This window comes from Lysinibacillus sp. ZYM-1 (assembly GCF_001308875.1).
Taxonomy (GTDB): domain Bacteria; phylum Bacillota; class Bacilli; order Bacillales_A; family Planococcaceae; genus Lysinibacillus.
This window is the reverse complement of the sequence record NZ_KQ465120.1, coordinates 1-18,486: the sequence shown is the minus strand read 5'-3', so window position 1 is coordinate 18,486 and position 18,486 is coordinate 1. Positions and strand designations below refer to the sequence as shown.

The window sequence follows — 18,486 nt, the reverse complement described above, 5'->3', positions numbered from 1 at the left end:
CCTATGATTCATAGTTTACAATCTATTTCCTCTTGGTGCAATTGTTGTTGGGTTTCACACAGATTTTTGAATGAAAACAGAAAAAAATGAATGTGAGATGAATGACGAACGTATACTTCACGTTTTCGCCATTCGAGCATTGAGCTAGTAGACTAGCTTCCATTTCACATTCATTTTCTATGTATAGTAGGCGTATCTTCACTCAATTATGTTGAATGAAGATCGCTCCTCTTAATTGCCTGTACTTGACTGTGAGTCATCGCCAATATAAAAGACGCTTGTTACTTTCCAATTATCATCTTCTTTGACAAAGACCGTTACCTGACGTCCTGCACTTTCATGCTCGACATTTGTTTCAAGCTGAAGAGAATGCATTTTCATGTTGGCAAATACCTGAGCTTCTTCAGACTCATATTTGGCAATCGTTACGTTTTCTACATCACGCTTAATATCAAATTGATCGAACACTTCTGTTGCATATGTTTTTTCTTCATCGTATTTAAAACCCTTTGGATTTTTCGAAATCGTTTTCATATAACGGTCGATTTCTTCCGCATTCAATGCAGCAATATACTCTTCGAAAGAAGCTAAAATAGCTTTTTCATCAGCTGCTGGCACATTTTCTGCTTTTTCCACATTACCGCCCATCATCTCAAAGCCTACTGTACCATCTTCTATTACTTTTTCTCGATCCTCATCACTTATCTTCTCTTCTTTATTACCACATGCAGTTAAAGTTAATACGAATAAAATTAAAACTGCTAGAAAACTTTTCTTTAACATCACAAAACCTCCCGCGCATATTGTAGCATATAAATGCAGTCGTAGGAATTTTGTTGTGCTTTTTCAACATTTAGGTGCTACATCTTCCTTATGACGCATTTGGCAGTAAAATGTTGCATGATCTGATAATTTCCATATTTTAAGTACACTAACAAGACAATTCTGCAATGTTACAAAATTGTGAAAGTCAGACCATTAACTACAAAGGCTATACAAATAGTTACTAAAAAACAATAAAAAACTGTTTTAAAAACTACTTGATAAAAAGTAGCTTTTAAAAACAGTTTTAGCAATTATCGTACTTCAACCCAACCATTTTTAATGGCTGTTACAACGGCTTGTGTACGGTCATTTACATTCATTTTTTGTAAGATGCTTGATACATGGTTTTTAACTGTTTTTTCAGAGATAAACAGTGTCTCACCAATTGTACGGTTTGATTGGCCATCTGTTAATAGCTGTAATACTTCACATTCACGTTTTGTTAGTAAATGGAATGGACGGCGAATTTCAGTTTGATGGAAGTTCCCTTTATTTTCGTGTTCTGAAAGTCTTTTGAACTCCGCTACTAAATTTTTCGTTACTTTTGGATGTAAATAAGAACCACCGTTTGCTACGACTTTAATAGCCTCCACGATTTCATCTGCATCCATTTCTTTTAACATATAGCCAAGTGCGCCTGATTTTAATGCATGTGTCACATATGTTTCATCGTCATGGATAGACAGCATAATTACCTTCGCATCTGGAAATTCATTAATTAACTCTGACGTTGCCTCTACTCCATTTTTGCCTGGCATGTTAATATCCATAAGTACTACATCTGGTTCGTTTTCAGCATATAACGTCACCACATCTGTACCATCGTCACCTTCTGCTACTACGTCAAACGTATCTTCAAAATCTAAAATACGTTTTACTCCTTCACGGAATAGCTGGTGATCGTCTACAATAATAATCTTTGTCATTTGTCTTTACCCCCTAAATTTCTGCAACAGTTACTTACTCTACTTCTAACGGAATTTTAAATAATACCGTAGTGCCTCGGTTGATTTCACTAGTAATAGTAATTGTACCATTTAAAATTTCGATACGTTCTTTCATTCCTAAAATCCCAAAGGAATGGTCTTTCACTACTTGTGGGTCAAAACCTATGCCATCATCTTTAACAACGATATTAACAGAATTTTTTAACCACTCAAGTTTCACCCAAATGTCTTTACATTTCCCATGCTTCATGGCATTTGTTACACACTCTTGCACTAATCGGAAAATGGATACTTCATAATTGGAAGGTATACGTTTTTCTGTACTTCTCGATTGGAAATGTATTTCAACACCTGGATTATATTCAGTGACTGTTGATAAATACTTCTTTAATGTCGGAACAATTCCCAAATCATCAAGTGCCATTGGTCGTAGATCATAAATAATACGTCGCACTTCAGATAATGCATTTCGCACCGTCTTCTTTAAATCGGCAATTTCAGCCAATGCATTTTCAATGCCCTTTTCACGATACGTTCTATCTATTAAATCAGTGCGCATTAGAACATTTGCAAGCATTTGAGCAGGTCCATCATGAATCTCTCTCGATAAACGCTTACGCTCCTCTTCTTGAGCTGCAATAATACGAATCCCAAAATCTTGCTTCATTTTTGCTTGTTCAAGCGCTAAACCAACATTTTTTAAATCTGAAGTTAAGTAATTCAAAACGACATTTACCTGATTGACAATATGATCAGCACGTTCAATCGTATCGAGTAATCCTCTTAATCTTCTCTCTAGATCATCTCTTTTATCACGTAGCTGTTTTTCTTGCGTTCTAATAACGGAGAGCTTTACTTGAAAATCATGTGCAGTTTCATATGCTTCTCTAACTTGTTCTTCGGTATAATTATCAAAAGCTTTACTTACTAATACAAGCCTTTGTTTTGCAAGCTGCGTACTTTTTTCCAATGCATCGCCTTCATCAATTACAATTGATATTTGTTTTCGAACAATTTCTAGCTCTTTTTGCATATCTTCAAAGCTTCTTCGGCTTTGTTCACTTATAATAAAGATATCATCCTTCGAGCTCATGATTGTATCTAACATTCGATTAAAAATGTCATCAAGCGACTTTAAATCGAAGGTATCATTTGAAAACATACTATACTCCCCAGTCTAATGTCTTATGATTACTTACTATTTTAATAGACCAAATTCATATATTCCATAGTCTACACCTATTATAGCATTACCATCCTAAAATTTAATGCTTTTTCTTCATGAAAATTATAGAATAGAACTCTAGTTAAAAGGAGATTGATACGGATGAGAGAAAACTATTTAACAGTAAAAGGATATGGTGAAAGCGAAATTGTTATTTCTAAATCTCGCTTTCTCACTTATATAGAACGTGCAGAAACGGAAGAGGATGCAATTTCTTTTATAGATCGTATAAAAAAAATGCATCATAATGCAACACATAATTGCTCAGCCTATATCATCGGTGAGCATGATCACATTCAAAAGGCGAATGATGACGGGGAACCTAGTGGTACGGCTGGCGTCCCTATGTTAGAGGTCTTAAAAAAACAGGGCTTAAAAGATACGGTCGTCGTTGTGACTCGTTATTTTGGAGGCATTAAACTCGGCGGAGGCGGCCTTATTCGTGCATATGGAAAAGCAACAACAGAAGGTCTTATTGCTGCACAAGTAGTTGAACGTAAGCTTCATCATTTCATGAAAGTTGCCATTGATTACACATGGCTCGGTAAAGTCGAAAATGAAGTAAGAGGTTCGTCCTATACATTAGAGGAAATACGTTATTTGGAGGGTGTCGAAATCATCGTTTCTGTCCTAAAAGAGGAAGAAGAACAGTTCCGAAGTTGGATAACAGAAGTCACAAATGGACAAGCATCCATCACATTCGAGGATGCTCAATTTATAGAATTTATTGTCAAATAAATAGTTTTAATTGTCGAAACTAAATATGCATAGTATAATTTTTTTGTTAGGCTATTTTTATTCAATTATATTTACTTTATTGTAATTGATTAAAATTTAGCTTCATCGCATTATTATTCCCATTAATTTAGAGGAGAATATATCTAATATGAAAAAAAGATCTGTTAAACCGTATAAAAAGAGATCTACTAAAGCTTCCTTAATTATAAAAGTTACATTGCTATTAGTTGCCAGCTTGGTGATTTGTGTAACAGCTTATGGTGTATACCTTACAAAACAGGTAGAACATGCAGCCGATTCTGCACATGAAGAATTAGAAGGGCGAGAAGTTTCTACACTTCGCGAAGAAAAAGTAGAACCGGTACATGATAATGTATCCATTTTATTTGTCGGGGTTGATGATAGTGATAATCGAGGACAGGGTTCGGACAATTCACGTTCCGATGCACTTGTTTTAGCTACATTAAATAATAAAACACATACTATTAAAATGCTAAGCATTCCTCGTGATTCATACGTTTATATCCCTAAAGTAGGCTATAAAGATAAAATTACCCACGCTCATGCTTATGGTGGCACATTGGCGTCAATCGATACTGTTGAAGGATTATTAGATATTCCAATCGACTATTATGTGCGTATGAATTTCAATGCTTTTATTGATGTGGTTGATGCATTAGGCGGTATTGAAGCTGAAGTCCCTTATGCTTTACATGAATTAGATGAATTCGACAAGTATACAATCAACCTACAGCCAGGTCTACAGCAGTTAAACGGTAGCCAAGCACTCGCACTAGCAAGAACACGTAAACAAGACAGTGATATTGAGCGTGGTAAGCGTCAACAAGAAATTCTTTCAGCTATTATCAAAAAAGTTGCTTCTGTTAAGACAATAACAAAATACGATGATGTTATTAAGGCACTTGGTGATAACATGAAGACTAATATGACATTTACTGAAATGAAATCCTTCTTGTCCTATTTATCAGAGGGTGTACCACGTATTGACACTTTAACATTAGATGGCACTGATGATACTTCAACTGGCATATATTATTATCAATTAAATCAAGAATCTGTTAATGAAGTGGAAGAAACGTTAAAAAACCATCTTGGCTTAAATGAATCTTCATCAAGTCTCACAAGTAACAGTACTGAAAGAAACAATGCCGTTAGCGAAGAATCTTCGACGAATGAGCAATCTCAATAAATCTAAAAGCCTTTCCACTTTCTATTCGTGGAAAGGCTTTTTTATATGAAATCCTATTAAAAGCTACTGATTCGAAACTATTTAACTCTATAACAAATACAGTTAAATCATTAAGCTACGTTTTTTTCAGTCTAGTTACAAATAATTCTTTTATACTGATAGCCACTTTCTCCGTCTTACCAAACAAGCCCCACCAGCCAATTTGCAATTTTATAGTGACGAGAAAGATTATTCCGCCCACTATATCTTCTATAATATCAACTGTATGATCATAAGTAACTTCGTTGATTTTATCGATCGATTCTAGAATACGGATATAACCTGAGAGCAATTCACCGAGATGGAATGCATGTTGAAATACAGCTACCTTACCAACAGGTTCGTTCCAGTATAAAATGCGTCATAACGATGGTATGATCAAAATTCACTTGATGGAGTGCACCAATATCATAAAAAAACAACGACTGACTTATAAAAAGAAACGACTTGAAAATCATTACTTCTAACATCAATTGCAAGGAAAACTTATCGCCGAGTTGATAAAGATCCTTAATATGCATTTCTCAATACAACACTAATTGGCCCATTCGATGCCGAAAGCGTAAAATCAGACGTCCGAAAGTTTCTACCCTCCAAAATACAAAAAAAGCAACCATACAAATTGTATGATTGCTAAAATTTTATTTACTTAAGCTTCGTACAAAATTTAATAATGGCTTGTAGTTTTTACCGGCGAGTCCGATAATTTCAACAAATATTTCAATGGCTGTTAGGATGACAGCTACAAGTAAAATAGCTCCCCATACTTTTGCCATCGAGAAAATAATTGCTGCTAACCCAAACATCACCGCAATTCCGTAGATAATCAGTACAGTTTGACGATGTGTGAAGCCCATATCCAGTAAACGATGGTGTAAGTGTGATTTATCTGGATCAGACCATTTCTTCTTCATTCGTACGCGACGAACAATCGCAAAGAATGTATCAGAAATCGGTACACCAAGAATAATAATTGGGATGATTAAAGAAACAAAAGTAACATTTTTAAAACCAAGTAGCGCTAACACTGAAATCATAAAACCAAGGAACAGCGCCCCTGTATCACCCATAAAGATTTTGGCTGGGTGGAAGTTATAAAATAAAAAGCCAAGTGAAGCTACAGCTAAAATGGCTGCTATTGCTAAAACAAACATATTACTCATAATAAATGCCATGACTGCTAATGTAATCAACGCTATCGTAGAAACACCTGCAGCTAGACCATCTAAGCCGTCAATTAAATTAACAGCATTTGTAATCCCAACAATCCAAATAATTGTTAATGGAATACTTAGTAAACCAAAATCTAATGTACCTAAAAACGGTAGATTAACCATATCAATTTGAATGCCGCCTACAAAAACAACAATCAGTGCAGCACCTAGCTGACCAATCATTTTTGCCTTAGCGGAAATCTCACGCATATCATCAATAACACCTGTCACAACGATAATACAAGCACCAATAATAATCGCTATCAAATATTCGCTATTGCCATTTTTAGTTTGAATTAAATATGAATATAAAATCGCTACACCAATTATAAATGCTAGGAAAATTGCCAAACCGCCAAGTCTTGGCATAATTCGAGCATGTACTTTTCGATAGTTTGGTGCATCCACTGCACCTATTCTAAACGCTAAACGTTTCACTAATGGAGTTAACAAAATGGATGCAACGAATGCTGCTATTAAAGACACGTAAATCATGTCTCTCCTCCTCAAAAAAATAATCTACATTGAAATCCAAATTGATTATAGCACGAACAAGCATTGAAATATACTTTTTCTAAACATTTTCCACGATTTCACAAATATTTTGTACATTTTAGCATTAATAGATTCCTATATAGTCAATTGTAGTCACCATACGTAAAATTTGATAGAATAATGGAGTGTCTAGCATTTAGACAACTTTAAAGGAGCGTATATTTCATGTTCTCAATTTTCAAAAGTAACAAAGAGCAAACAAGTGCTCGTCAATTAAAACGCTACTACAAAATAGTAGATCAAATTAATAATCTTGAAGAAAAGTATGTTGACAAGTCAGATGCTGAATTACGAGAAATGACTTTTATTTTCAAAAATCAATTAGAACAAGGTGAGCCTATTACATCGATCATCCCAGACGCATTTGCTGTTGTACGCGAAGCTTCAAAGCGTGTATTAGGAATGCGTCATTTTGATGTGCAGCTTATCGGTGGTCTAGTGTTAACAGAAGGCAATATTGCTGAAATGCCTACAGGTGAAGGTAAAACACTAGTTGCTTCCCTTCCCTCTTATGTACGCGCATTAGAAGGTAAAGGCGTTCATGTCATCACAGTGAATGATTACCTAGCAAAACGTGACTATGAGCTTGTTGGGCAAATTCACCGTTTCCTTGGCTTAACTGTTGGTTTAAATATACCGATGATGGAGGCTGATGAGAAAAAAGAAGCCTACAATGCAGATATTACATACGGTGTGGGTACAGAATTTGGTTTCGACTATTTACGTGACAATATGGCCTATAGCTTAGCAGATAAAGTACAACGTCCTTATCATTTCGCTATTATTGATGAAGTAGATAGTGTATTAATCGATGAAGCTAAAACGCCATTAATTATCGCAGGTAAAATGCCTTCAAATGATGAATTACATCGTATCGCTGCTATGGTAGCTAAACGTTTCAAAAAAGATGAAGACTATGATTTCGATGATGAAACAAAAGCTACTTCCCTGACAGATAAAGGTATTGAAAAGATAGAAGCTGCCTTCAATGTTGAAAATCTGTATGATTTAGAACATCAAACTCTTTTCCACTACGTAATCCAAGCTGTCCGCGCACATGTCATGTTTAAACGCGATGTAGATTACATTGTCAAAGAAGATAAAATCGAGCTTGTCGATATGTTTACAGGCCGTATTTTAGAGGGTCGTTCACTTTCTGACGGTTTACATCAAGCAATTGAAGCCAAAGAAGGCGTAACTATAACGGATGAAAATAAATCACAAGCACAAATTACGATTCAGAACTATTTCCGTATGTATCCGAAGCTTTCCGGGATGACGGGTACAGCGAAAACACAGGAAAAAGAAATACGAGAAGTATATGGCATGGAAGTTGTACAAATTCCAACAAATCGTCCACGTCAACGTGTCGATCAGCCTGATCTTATTTTTAAAACACAAGAGGCAAAATATGAGTATGTTGCAGCTGAAACTAAAAAACGCCATGATAAAGGACAACCTATCTTAATTGGTACAACATCGATCCTACAATCTGAAACAGTGGCTGACTATTTGAAAAAAGAAAAATTAACATTCCAATTACTAAATGCCAAAACCGTCGAGCAAGAGGTTGAGCTTATTTCACAAGCTGGGCAAAAAGGTCGTATTACTGTAGCGACAAATATGGCTGGTCGTGGTACAGATATCGTATTAGGCGATGACGTTCACGAACTTGGAGGTTTATATGTAATCGGTACTGAAAAACATGAAAGCCGCCGTGTAGACAATCAGCTTCGTGGTCGTTCTGGCCGTCAAGGGGATGTAGGCGAAAGCCGCTTCATTCTCTCTATTGAAGATGATATGTTCCGCCGCTATGCAAAAGAAGAAGTTGAAAAATTCTCTGCCAAAATGGCCGTGGATGAAAAAGACATTATTCAAAATAAAGAAGTACAAGAGCTAATAGACCGTACACAACGCATTGTTGAAGGATCTCAATACGGCATGCGTGAATATAACTTAAAGTTAGATGATGTCATTAATGATCAACGTACTGTTCTTTATGGACTACGAGACAAAGTTTTAGCTGGCGAAGACTTAATCGGTGAGCTAAAAAAAATGTTACGTGAGACGGTTGATTTTGCTGTTTTGGATGCTGCACCGGAAGACGTATCCTCAATTGAATGGGACTATGATCAAATGGAGCATGCACTTAACTCCCTGTTCATCACACCTGTTACAATCGATCGCGAAGTTGGTAGAGTAAAGCAAATTTTAGCTGATATTCAGCCTTCTGAACAAGAACTACTCGATCATATGGAGAAATTTGCGGAAAATGAAAGAGTTATACAAGTTCTCCCACAAATCATGCTTAGCTATATCGATAGCGGCTGGGTGAAGCATTTAGAGGCCATGACGCATTTAAAAGAAGGAATCGGCTTACGTCATTATCAACAAGAAGATCCAATGCGAATTTACCAACGAGAAGGACTTGAATTGTTTGGTAAAAACTTCCAAGAATTACGTCGTTCTATTATAATAGAAATTACAGGCTTCATGAAAACAGTTGAGGCACAACAGGAGGAACAATAATGGGCTTATTTTCATTCTTTAAAAAATCAGACAAAGTCGGTCAGGAAAATACAATTGACTCAAAAGACTTGCTAGGAAACGTTACAACAAATAAAGGTGATAACCGTGATGTTGAGACAAAACTATCCTTCCATCCTGAGTGGGATGTACCTCAGGAGCAAAAATACATCTTTAACTTCCTTGCTAATGAGCTAGAGCCATTGAAACCAAACCAATTATCCCTATCTTCTATTAGTATTGAAGAAGCTCGTGCTGGAAAATGGTTAGTTCGTGCATTTTTCCGATCTTCTTTACCACAAGCAATTGAGCTAGGTGAAATTGAACTGTTCATTTTAGATAAAAACGATGAGCTTGTAGCATCAAAAAAATTCGATTTTAAAGCATTAGGCACTATTCAAGCTGAAAGTGCTCGACCATGGGTATTTGAATTTGAAAAATCTACTATTAAAGTAGATGAAGTTCCTGAAGATGGTTGGAAAATTGCCTTTAACCTTGTTTCCCTTCGTGGTCACCAATTAGAACTAGATCCATCATGGGAAGAGCAATTACCAGCAGCTCAAAAAGAAGAGCTTGCAAAAATCGTCAAAACATTGCCAAAGCTAGGTGAAACAGAGGTAAACTTTACTGGCTTACAGGCAAAACTAGCGGACAACGGTAATCTAAACGTATCAATCTTTATCCGTAATGGACACAATAAAGCAATCAATTTAGAACAATTGCCTATAGAAATTATTGATGCAACAGGTAAACAAATCGCAAAAGGTTCATTTAAAATGGATCCAATCCTAACTGTTCAACCAAACTCAACAAAGCCGTGGACATTTATCTTCCCAGCAGAGCTTGTTGATGCACATGACGCTGATCTTTCCCGTTGGACAGCACGTGTAACACAATAACAGAAAGCCCCTTCTCTTAAAAAATGAAGGGGCTTTTTTGAATATGCAACGAAAAAAGCGATTTCTGCCAAAGCAAAAATCGCTAGTTTTTATTTTACGCTATCAAAGCGTTTATAGGCTACTAGTTTAGATGACCAGTATGAATACGTAACATCTGAAATTTCTACGCCATCTGGACCCGCATGGACAAATTTATTATCGCCAAGATAAATACCCATATGAGAAATACCTTCTTTATACGTATTCTCGAAGAATACTAAATCGCCAGGTACTGGATTTTGTACGGATGTTGTATTGCCGTTAAAATACCCCTCACTGCTTGCTCTTCCTACTTTTAAACCACCCTGATTAAAGGCATAGAAAATAAAGCCACTGCAGTCAAGACCTACAGGTGTATTACCACCATATAGATATGGTGTACCTACCAAAGTATTGGCTACTTCGACTGTTTTCTTATAAATAGCTTGTCCATTAGCTGTAGGATCATTAGCTGTTACTTTTGATGGTGTGCCCGCATCTGAAGTCACATTATTATGTATTGTATCACCCTCGGGAATTACTGCGCCTGAAGAAATTTTCAACACTTGTCCAATAAAAATTGTATCTTTCTCAAGCTTATTCCAATTCATAATATCCTTAATTGTCACATTATATTGTTTTGCAATTTTGGATAATGTATCACCTTTCGCTACTGTGTGAGAGGTAGTCGATGGTTTTACGGATGTTGATGGGACTGAAGGCTTTTTATCCTCACTCGTCGATTGCTTTTGAATTTCAAGCTTTTGAGCGACAAAAATCGTATCTTTCGATAGATTATTCCACTTCATAATATCCGTAATCGTTACTTGATGATTTTGGGCGATTTTCGATAATGTATCGCCTTTTTGTACGGTATATGTTGCAGCCTCTGCAGTTTGTAGTGTTAAAAATGAAGTGGCTAAAGTGCTTAAAACAAGAATTCTCCATTTTTTTGTTTTTTGCATACCAAAGTGCCTCCGTTCGTGCTAGAATATTTCCTTGTGTGTCTATCATACTAGATAATTACCTTATGAAAAATCGGAAATACTGACTATTTTTCAAACATTTTATCAAACTTATAAAATACGACGAAATCCGACTATATTGCAATAATATATTCATTGCAAGATTTTGGTTCCTATGATAACATACACATCTGTATTTAAAATTTTTAGAAAGTTTTAGCTTTTCAATCTTAAAGGAGTTTTTATACTTATGAAAAATATCTTGCATTTCATCAAAGGAAATTTAGCAGTAGGATTGCTATTATTTGCCTTATTCTTGGGTGCTGGGAATATTATTTTTCCACCGTTATTAGGTCAACAAGCAGGTGGAAATATCACTGTGGCAATGATCGGTTTTCTAATAACAGGTGTCGGTTTACCACTATTAGCTATCGTTGCTGTCGCAAAAGCAGGAGGCGATTTACAACTGCTTGCCAATCGTGTTAGCCCTACCTTTGGTATCATCTTTACATCCATTGTTTATTTAGCAATTGGGCCGTTCTTTGCGGTACCACGAACTGGATCAGTGTCCTATGAAATAGGAATTGCACCTTTTCTTCCAGAAGCTATGAAAGATCATTGGGCGCCACTTTTCATCATATCTATTTTGTTTTTTGCCTTAATCCTTTATTTATCCATTAATCCTTCGAAGCTTGTCGACCGAGTAGGAAAAGTTTTAACACCTGTCCTGCTTCTAGTCATTTTATTGCTAGCTGTCAAAAGCTTTATCTCTCCAATGGGAGAACCAGGGGAAGCGGTAGGAAACTATATTAGTTCTCCTTTTGCTGAAGGCTTTGTAAAAGGATACTTAACAATGGATGTTCTGAGCGCACTTGTTTTCGGTATCGTTATTTTACAAGCTTTACGTGATATGGGCATGACAGATAAGAAAAAGCAAGTCAATACGACAATTTTTGCTGGAGTTGTTGCGGCTTTAGGTTTATCTTTTGTTTATATCTCACTTGGTCATATTGGGAATACAAGTATTACTGCCATTGGTACTTCTGCTAACGGTGGAGATATTATTGCAAAATCAGCAGAAGTACTCTTCGGAAGCCTTGGAAGTATTATTTTGTCTGCGACTATTTTACTAGCTTGTATTTCAACAGCTGTCGGTTTACTTACTGCAAATGCACAATATTTCCACAAGCTCTTCCCAAAAATCTCGTATAAGACATTTTTGATCGTCTTTACTATTATTAGTGCAGCCATTACAAATGTTGGACTTTCATCAATTATTAGTGCATCTTTACCTGTACTGTTAATCATTTATCCATTAGCAATGGTATTGATGGTATTATCATTGGCGGATCATTTCTTTAAAGGTGGACAAATTGTTTATATTTTAGCGTTAATTCCAACTTTTTTTGTTAGTCTATATGGTGGCTTAAAAGAAATGAAAATTGAAATCACGCCATATAAAAATATTCTACAAGCATTGCCATTGTATGAGCAAAACCTGGGATGGCTTCTACCAGCCATTGTTGGCGCTTTAATCGGTTATATTATTCATAAACTATTTAACAATCAAGCCTCTGCGTAATGTATTCGAATTTTTTAGCACGTTACAAAAGAACGCTACAACATCCTCAAGAATCTGCTTGCTATTCAAGGCTAGCAGATTCTATTTCTATCACATTTAATTCATTCGTCCACTATTTCTATCGTTCATGTATAATAAAAATTAGATACTCAATTGTAAAATGTATCCACCCATTACCTAACAGGACTATGCATGCCCATTTGAGTTCTAGAAAAGAGGTGTCCAATGAAAAAATTAATATGGTCGTTCGTATTTATTCTAGGCTTCTTCCTCTTACCAGTCACGTCTACTCAGGCAGCTAGTAATGAGCAATCGCTAATAAGGGAAATGAAGGAGATTATTAAGAACACGTATGTAGGGACGATTAACGGAAACTTAGAAAAGGCCACATCCATCCCAGAAATTATTGATATGCTGGATCCTTACTCAACCTATTTTACAAAGCAAGAATTCGAAGATTATATGAATAGCATCAATCTATCAACAATCGGTATTGGTGTTGTAATTGGGGAACACGAGGATGGTATTCATATTTTACAAGTAATCGAAGGCAGTGGTGCCTTTGATGCAGGTGTTCTGGCTGGAGATATCATCATTGCTGTAAATGGTGAGTCTATTATTGGTCGTTCTACACAGGAGACCTCTTCTCTCTTAATTGGTAATGAAGGTAGTCAAGTGAAAGTAACACTTAAACATAGTAATGAAACGACAACAACTAAAACCATTACCCGTAAAAAGTTCACATTACCAAACGTACAATCCGAAATACTGTTTGGACATGTTGGCTATATATCACTCGCTTCCTTTTCAGAAGATGGCGCTCAACTTGTCAAAAAAGCGCTTGTTGACTTAAAAAAACGTGGTGCTAAATCGTTCATCTTAGATTTACAGAATAACGGTGGCGGTTATGTTACAACAGCGGAAGAACTTACTGGACTATTTCCATCAGCAAAAGTTGCGTATCTATTGGAGGAAGCACATGCCTCCTATACAATACCAGCCGTTAAGCAGGATACTAAATTTCCAGCAAATACACGCATTTTGGTCAATCGCTATAGCGCAAGTGCTTCTGAAATGCTTTCTGCATCACTAAAAGACCAGAAGGCTGCTATTTTATATGGTGAAACAACTTACGGGAAAGGCGCCATGCAAGGCTTTTATACGCTCCATGACGGAAGCTACTTAAAGTTAACTGTAGGTAAATTTACAGGTCCTGCTCATCAAACCATTCATGAAGTAGGTGTCAAACCTGATATCCAAACAACAACTTCACCAATTTTCCAGGCACATTATGATGCTTTAAAAGAGCAATATGCTAAATATAAAAAACTTACAATTGGAAGTTTAGACATTCAAACAGGAAAATTGACGATGAAACTACCTTCAGCTCTTGTTTCACAAATTGCGAAAGGTCACATTCAACTTGTTGCTTTAGGCGCTGATGAAGTATCTGCAACTGCTAAAGTCGAAGGGCAAACACTAATTGTTACCCCAACAACTCCGTTGTCACCCGATCAGGAATATATGCTCCTCATTCATTCGAATAAACAAAGCAAAGCACAAAAAGGTTATTATCAGCATATAAAATTTGAAAATTAAGAAAAATCCTCTCATCGATATACACTACGATCGATGAGAGGATTTTTTATATGACCTCTTCAGTTTTCCGAAAATATAATTGTACAATATCGTTTGCTAGTTCGGCAGGTAACCTTTTTTGCTCTAATAAATTAGTTAAAATCAATCTCTCCATCGATCCAACTAAAGAATCTATTAGAAATTTAATATCTACATGATAATGTTGAAAATCTTTGTCACAGTCATGAAGATAAATAAGGTGGATCAATTGCTGCGTCAGCTGGGATTTTACTAAATACGCCTGCTTAGATTCTATAAAACCGATTTTTGATAGCTTCGGATTTTCGATCATGTAGAGGAATAATTTTGACAGTTTTTGCTCTAGCATCGAAATAAATGCTTCTAATCCATCAGCCATAATATCAGAGGATTTACTATTCATCACTTCAAAAAAGCCACTCTGAAATTTTACATTCAAATCATTATAAAGTGCATCCTTACTTTTAAAATATAGATAAAAGGTAGGCTGCGTTACATTAGCAGCTTTCACAATATCACTAATTTTTGTCTGATGATATCCTTGATCTGAAAATAGCTCTATCGCTTTTTCAAGTAATAGTTGTTTGCTCCGTTCACCATTTGAATTAAACTTTCTACCCCTTGCCATACTTTCCACCTTATCTTAGTTTATAGTCGTCCTAATCCTTTAGCATCACGAATAGACACACTATTCTTAATCAAAAGTAACTAAAATTTCATAATATGTACATAATTTATCCATGATTATACACCATTTTATTATAATACACCCTTTGTTTTTTTACTATAAATGATACATTTATGCTTACTTAGAAAAACTAAAGAAACAGATATCACTGATTCACATCTAAGATACCACTATGAGTTACTCTAAAATGTTATATTAAAATATTTTTTGGAAGAGGATTTCTCTTTCTCTATGCAGTTTTAGAATGACCTAAATAACTCATCCTGAATTCCATTTCATTGCCAATATTATATTAAAAAACGCCTTCCAACCTAGTTGCTTTTACTTTTTAAGACATAAATTTCAACATAAAACAAAACTACTATTTTGAAAAGTCCCTTTTTTTGAAAAAAAATTTTTTCTTTCTATTTTTAATTTTGAAAAGTCAATTCCCCCAAGAGTTTGCCCCCACAATTATCCCTTAGAAAAAATTTTTTTAAAAAATCATACCATTTTACTTTTCGAAAAAAGTGTTATAATCGCCAAGAATTTAAAATTTTCAATTTTGGAGGCATATTCATGGTACTACGTGATTTTTTCATTTACTTATCAGAGAACAAAATATTAAATAGCGCTGCACAAAAATATGGACTAAAAATGGGTGCTCAAAGTGTTGTTGCAGGTACAAGCTTACCTGAAGTTGTGCAATCCATTAGAGAATTAAATAAAGCTAATATTTCTTGTACAGTCGACAATCTAGGAGAGTTTGTTTATGAGAAATCAGAGGCAACTGCTGCAAAAAATAATATTTTAGCTGTTGTCCAAGCTATTCATGATGAGCAACTAGATGCTCATATCTCGCTTAAACCTTCACAATTAGGTTTAGATATTGATTATGCATTCTGCTATGAAAACTTAAAAGAAATCGTAGCTCTTGCCCATCAATACAATGTTTTCGTGAATTTTGATATGGAAAACTACGAACGTTTACACAGCTCTTTTGAATTATTAGAAGAGTTACACAAAGAATTCGATAATGTTGGGACAGTTATTCAAGCTTACTTCTTCGAATCTGAGGAAAACATTGAGAAGTACAAAAACTTCCGTTTACGTATTGTAAAAGGTGCTTACAAAGAGCCAGAAAGTGTAGCTTACCAATCTAAAGGTGATATTGACCGTAACTATCTGAAACTTATTGAACATCATTTATTACATGGTAAATTTACTTCTATCGCTACTCACGATCATAATGTTATTAACCATGTGAAGCAATTTGTTAAACAACATAACGTTCCAAACGAGAAATTTGAATTCCAAATGCTCTATGGTTTCCGTAAAGAAATGCAGTTAGACCTTGCACGTGAAGGCTATAACTTCTGCACATACCTACCATTTGGTAACGATTGGTACGGGTACTTTATGCGCCGTTTAGCAGAACGTCCACAAAATGTAGCACTTGTAACAAAACAAGTTTTTAACAAAAAAACAAACCTAGCCATTGGCTTAGGGGCAGCAGCATTCGCCTTAGGTCGTCTTTCAAAAAAAGGAAAATAATACTTGAGGCTAGTGACTATTCAGCAGTTTGGTAGTTTTATCCGTCACTTTCGGAATCCTATCCGTCAGTTCGACTGTTTTATCCGTCACTTTGAACAAGCTAACCAAAAAAGCGAAAACATCGTTAATCAATGTTTTCGCTTTTTTTATTGAGTTTATAGTTTTTTACGCGATATTGTAAGCTTTGTCGACGAATCCCCAATGCAGCCGCGGTTTTAGAGATATTACCTTGATGAAAGTCTAAAGCCTTCGAAATATAATATTCCTCCACCTCTTTCATGTAGACATCTAATGGTCGAATGTCCTGCTGATTTTTAATGACAAACAAATCACTGGTTGATAATTCTTTTTCTGCTTCCTCACAAGAGCTTTGAATTTTCCATTTAAAATGAACAGGTAACATATGAGATTCAACGATCGTCTCATTGGTAATTAGCGAGGTGATTTCATCCAACAAAACTTCTAGTTCCTTCAAGTTCCCAGGCCAGTCATATTTCAAAAAGGTCTCTTGGATTTCTTCGGAAAGACCTTGGATCGTTGAGCCAAAGCTATCACGATGCCTTTTGAAGTAATCATCAATAAAAGGCATCATATCTTCTTTTCTTTCGCGTAAAGGTGGTACATAAATCGTAATCCCTGAAAATAAGCGGTAAAGTTTTTTAGAAAGCTCATGCTTTTGAATTAAATCTATAGGGTCCTTACCAACACTAGCGATCAAAACATGCTGATGATTTGGATGATTATTGAAAAGCTCGACAATCTTTTCTTGTGCTTCGAGTGATAAATATTCGATGCGTTCAGCAAAAAAAGTAATTCTCTCTTTTTCAACAATGTATTTTTCAAATTGCTTCAACACTGTTTGTTCATCTCGGCGGCAAATTAGAGCGATAAACATATCATTTTGCACTTTTAGATCATGATGAATACCTTCAGCAACCATATCGATTCCAGTACCTGACTCCCCTATCAACACAACGGGCATTCTACTCAATGCGACAATTTTTGCCTTTTCAATGACATCTTTCATGACTGCTGAAACCGCCGTAATGATATCAAATGTTAGGGGTGCACCATATCTTCTTAATGGCTGGTACATCATGTATTCAAGCTGCGTAATATCTCGTGCAAATTCCACAGCTCCTACTAAAACACCCTCATAGTGCAACGGATAAATATTGCTTATGTAGGTCACTTCTTGATTTTTTTTATTCCAATACGTTTTTTTGACATTGAGAACTGGCGTTTCAGAACTTAGGACCTTAAAAATATCACTTTTTTCAATTTCGAAATCAATAATCTCTATAGCTCGCCTCTCCTCATATTCATCTTCATTCACGCCTTCAAGTTCTCGCATTTTTTTATTGTATATGAGCAACTTGCCTTCTGTATCGACAACGCAAATCCCCATATCACCTTTTTCAATGACGTATTTATAAATACCTAGTAGTACATTGTTATCCATCTTGTCCTCCTGTGTTCCATTAAGCTTATTCTAACACCAATACGAAAAACAGATGCAAAAATTAAAAAAGTTTTAAAATTTGAGTTGATTAATGCCAAATAATATTGCATTATATAATTAATAAAATCTTTAAAGGTGCATAATCATTTGGCACCCTTTATCCAGGGGAGGAAACAGACATGATTCCATACAAACACGAACCATTCACAGATTTTTCACAAGAGGCAAACTACAATGCTTATGTAGAGGCTTTAAATAAAGTTGAAGGTTATTTAGGTCAAGACTACCCACTTATTATCGGTGGCGAGCGCATTACAACTGAAGATAAAATCGTTTCGTATAACCCTGCAAAGAAAACAGAAGTTATTGGCCGTGTGTCAAAAGCAAGCAAAGACTTAGCAGAAAAAGCTATGCAAGCAGCAGATGAAACATTTAAAACATGG

At 35.6% G+C, this 18,486-nt stretch carries 14 protein-coding genes and 1 pseudogene; 8 read left to right on the top strand and 7 right to left on the bottom strand.

Translation table 11 applies throughout. The features are described from left to right. Positions 1-231: 231 nt before the first annotated feature. From AO843_RS13015 to AO843_RS13005, 3 genes are all read right to left on the bottom strand, one after another. Entirely contained in the window at positions 232-783 is a 552-nt protein-coding gene (locus AO843_RS13015; RefSeq protein WP_054611531.1) for a DUF3225 domain-containing protein, read from the bottom strand. A 293-nt stretch (positions 784-1,076) separates the two neighbouring features. Next, positions 1,077-1,751 carry a response regulator transcription factor gene (locus AO843_RS13010; RefSeq protein ID WP_008178876.1) on the bottom strand — a complete coding sequence of 225 codons (675 nt, stop codon included), beginning with the start codon at positions 1,749-1,751 and terminating at the stop codon, positions 1,077-1,079. 34 nt (positions 1,752-1,785) lie between these two features. Next, on the bottom strand, positions 1,786-2,934 hold the full coding sequence (locus AO843_RS13005; protein ID WP_054611530.1) for a sensor histidine kinase: 1,149 nt from the start codon (positions 2,932-2,934) through the stop codon (positions 1,786-1,788). A 165-nt stretch (positions 2,935-3,099) separates the two neighbouring features. Here AO843_RS13005 and AO843_RS13000 point away from each other — a divergent pair, with 165 nt between their 5' ends. Then, entirely contained in the window at positions 3,100-3,735 is a 636-nt protein-coding gene (locus tag AO843_RS13000) for a YigZ family protein (protein ID WP_054611529.1), read from the top strand. Between the two features lie 148 nt (positions 3,736-3,883). Then, complete coding sequence (locus AO843_RS12995) at positions 3,884-4,945, top strand: LCP family protein (RefSeq protein WP_054611528.1); 1,062 nt, start codon at positions 3,884-3,886, stop codon at positions 4,943-4,945. 680 nt (positions 4,946-5,625) lie between these two features. Here AO843_RS12995 and AO843_RS12985 read toward each other — a convergent pair. After that, on the bottom strand, positions 5,626-6,693 hold the full coding sequence (locus AO843_RS12985; RefSeq protein WP_054611526.1) for a glycosyltransferase family 4 protein: 1,068 nt from the start codon (positions 6,691-6,693) through the stop codon (positions 5,626-5,628). A gap of 225 nt (positions 6,694-6,918) precedes the next feature. On the opposite strand from AO843_RS12985, the gene secA2 reads away from it, so the two are divergent. Next, positions 6,919-9,282, top strand: coding sequence for an accessory Sec system translocase SecA2 (gene secA2, locus AO843_RS12980; RefSeq protein ID WP_054611525.1), 2,364 nt, complete (start codon positions 6,919-6,921; stop codon positions 9,280-9,282). Then, a complete protein-coding gene (locus AO843_RS12975) occupies positions 9,282-10,178 on the top strand; it encodes an accessory Sec system S-layer assembly protein (RefSeq protein ID WP_054611524.1) in 897 nt (298 codons plus the stop codon). The genes secA2 and AO843_RS12975 overlap by 1 nt, the downstream gene beginning before the upstream one ends. Before the next feature lie 89 nt (positions 10,179-10,267). Here the strand turns inward: AO843_RS12975 and AO843_RS12970 are convergent, their stop codons facing one another. Beyond that, complete coding sequence (locus AO843_RS12970) at positions 10,268-11,161, bottom strand: C40 family peptidase (protein ID WP_054611523.1); 894 nt, start codon at positions 11,159-11,161, stop codon at positions 10,268-10,270. A gap of 250 nt (positions 11,162-11,411) precedes the next feature. Between AO843_RS12970 and brnQ the strand changes: the two genes are divergently transcribed. Both brnQ and AO843_RS12960 read left to right on the top strand, forming a co-directional pair. Then, positions 11,412-12,743 carry a branched-chain amino acid transport system II carrier protein gene (brnQ, locus tag AO843_RS12965; RefSeq protein WP_054611522.1) on the top strand — a complete coding sequence of 444 codons (1,332 nt, stop codon included), beginning with the start codon at positions 11,412-11,414 and terminating at the stop codon, positions 12,741-12,743. Positions 12,744-12,968: 225 nt separating this feature from the next. After that, a complete protein-coding gene (locus tag AO843_RS12960; protein WP_054611521.1) occupies positions 12,969-14,342 on the top strand; it encodes a S41 family peptidase in 1,374 nt (457 codons plus the stop codon). Positions 14,343-14,388: 46 nt separating this feature from the next. Here AO843_RS12960 and AO843_RS12955 read toward each other — a convergent pair whose 3' ends face one another. Then, positions 14,389-14,988, bottom strand: coding sequence for a TetR/AcrR family transcriptional regulator (locus tag AO843_RS12955; protein WP_054611520.1), 600 nt, complete (start codon positions 14,986-14,988; stop codon positions 14,389-14,391). 618 nt (positions 14,989-15,606) lie between these two features. Here AO843_RS12955 and AO843_RS12950 point away from each other — a divergent pair. Beyond that, entirely contained in the window at positions 15,607-16,581 is a 975-nt protein-coding gene (locus AO843_RS12950) for a proline dehydrogenase family protein (protein WP_054611519.1), read from the top strand. A gap of 124 nt (positions 16,582-16,705) precedes the next feature. Here the strand turns inward: AO843_RS12950 and AO843_RS12945 are convergent, their stop codons facing one another. Further along, complete coding sequence (locus AO843_RS12945; protein WP_054611518.1) at positions 16,706-18,043, bottom strand: AAA-type ATPase lid domain-containing protein; 1,338 nt, start codon at positions 18,041-18,043, stop codon at positions 16,706-16,708. A gap of 179 nt (positions 18,044-18,222) precedes the next feature. Here AO843_RS12945 and AO843_RS12940 point away from each other — a divergent pair. Beyond that, positions 18,223-18,486 (top strand): annotated as a pseudogene (locus AO843_RS12940) (L-glutamate gamma-semialdehyde dehydrogenase); the annotation flags it as partial.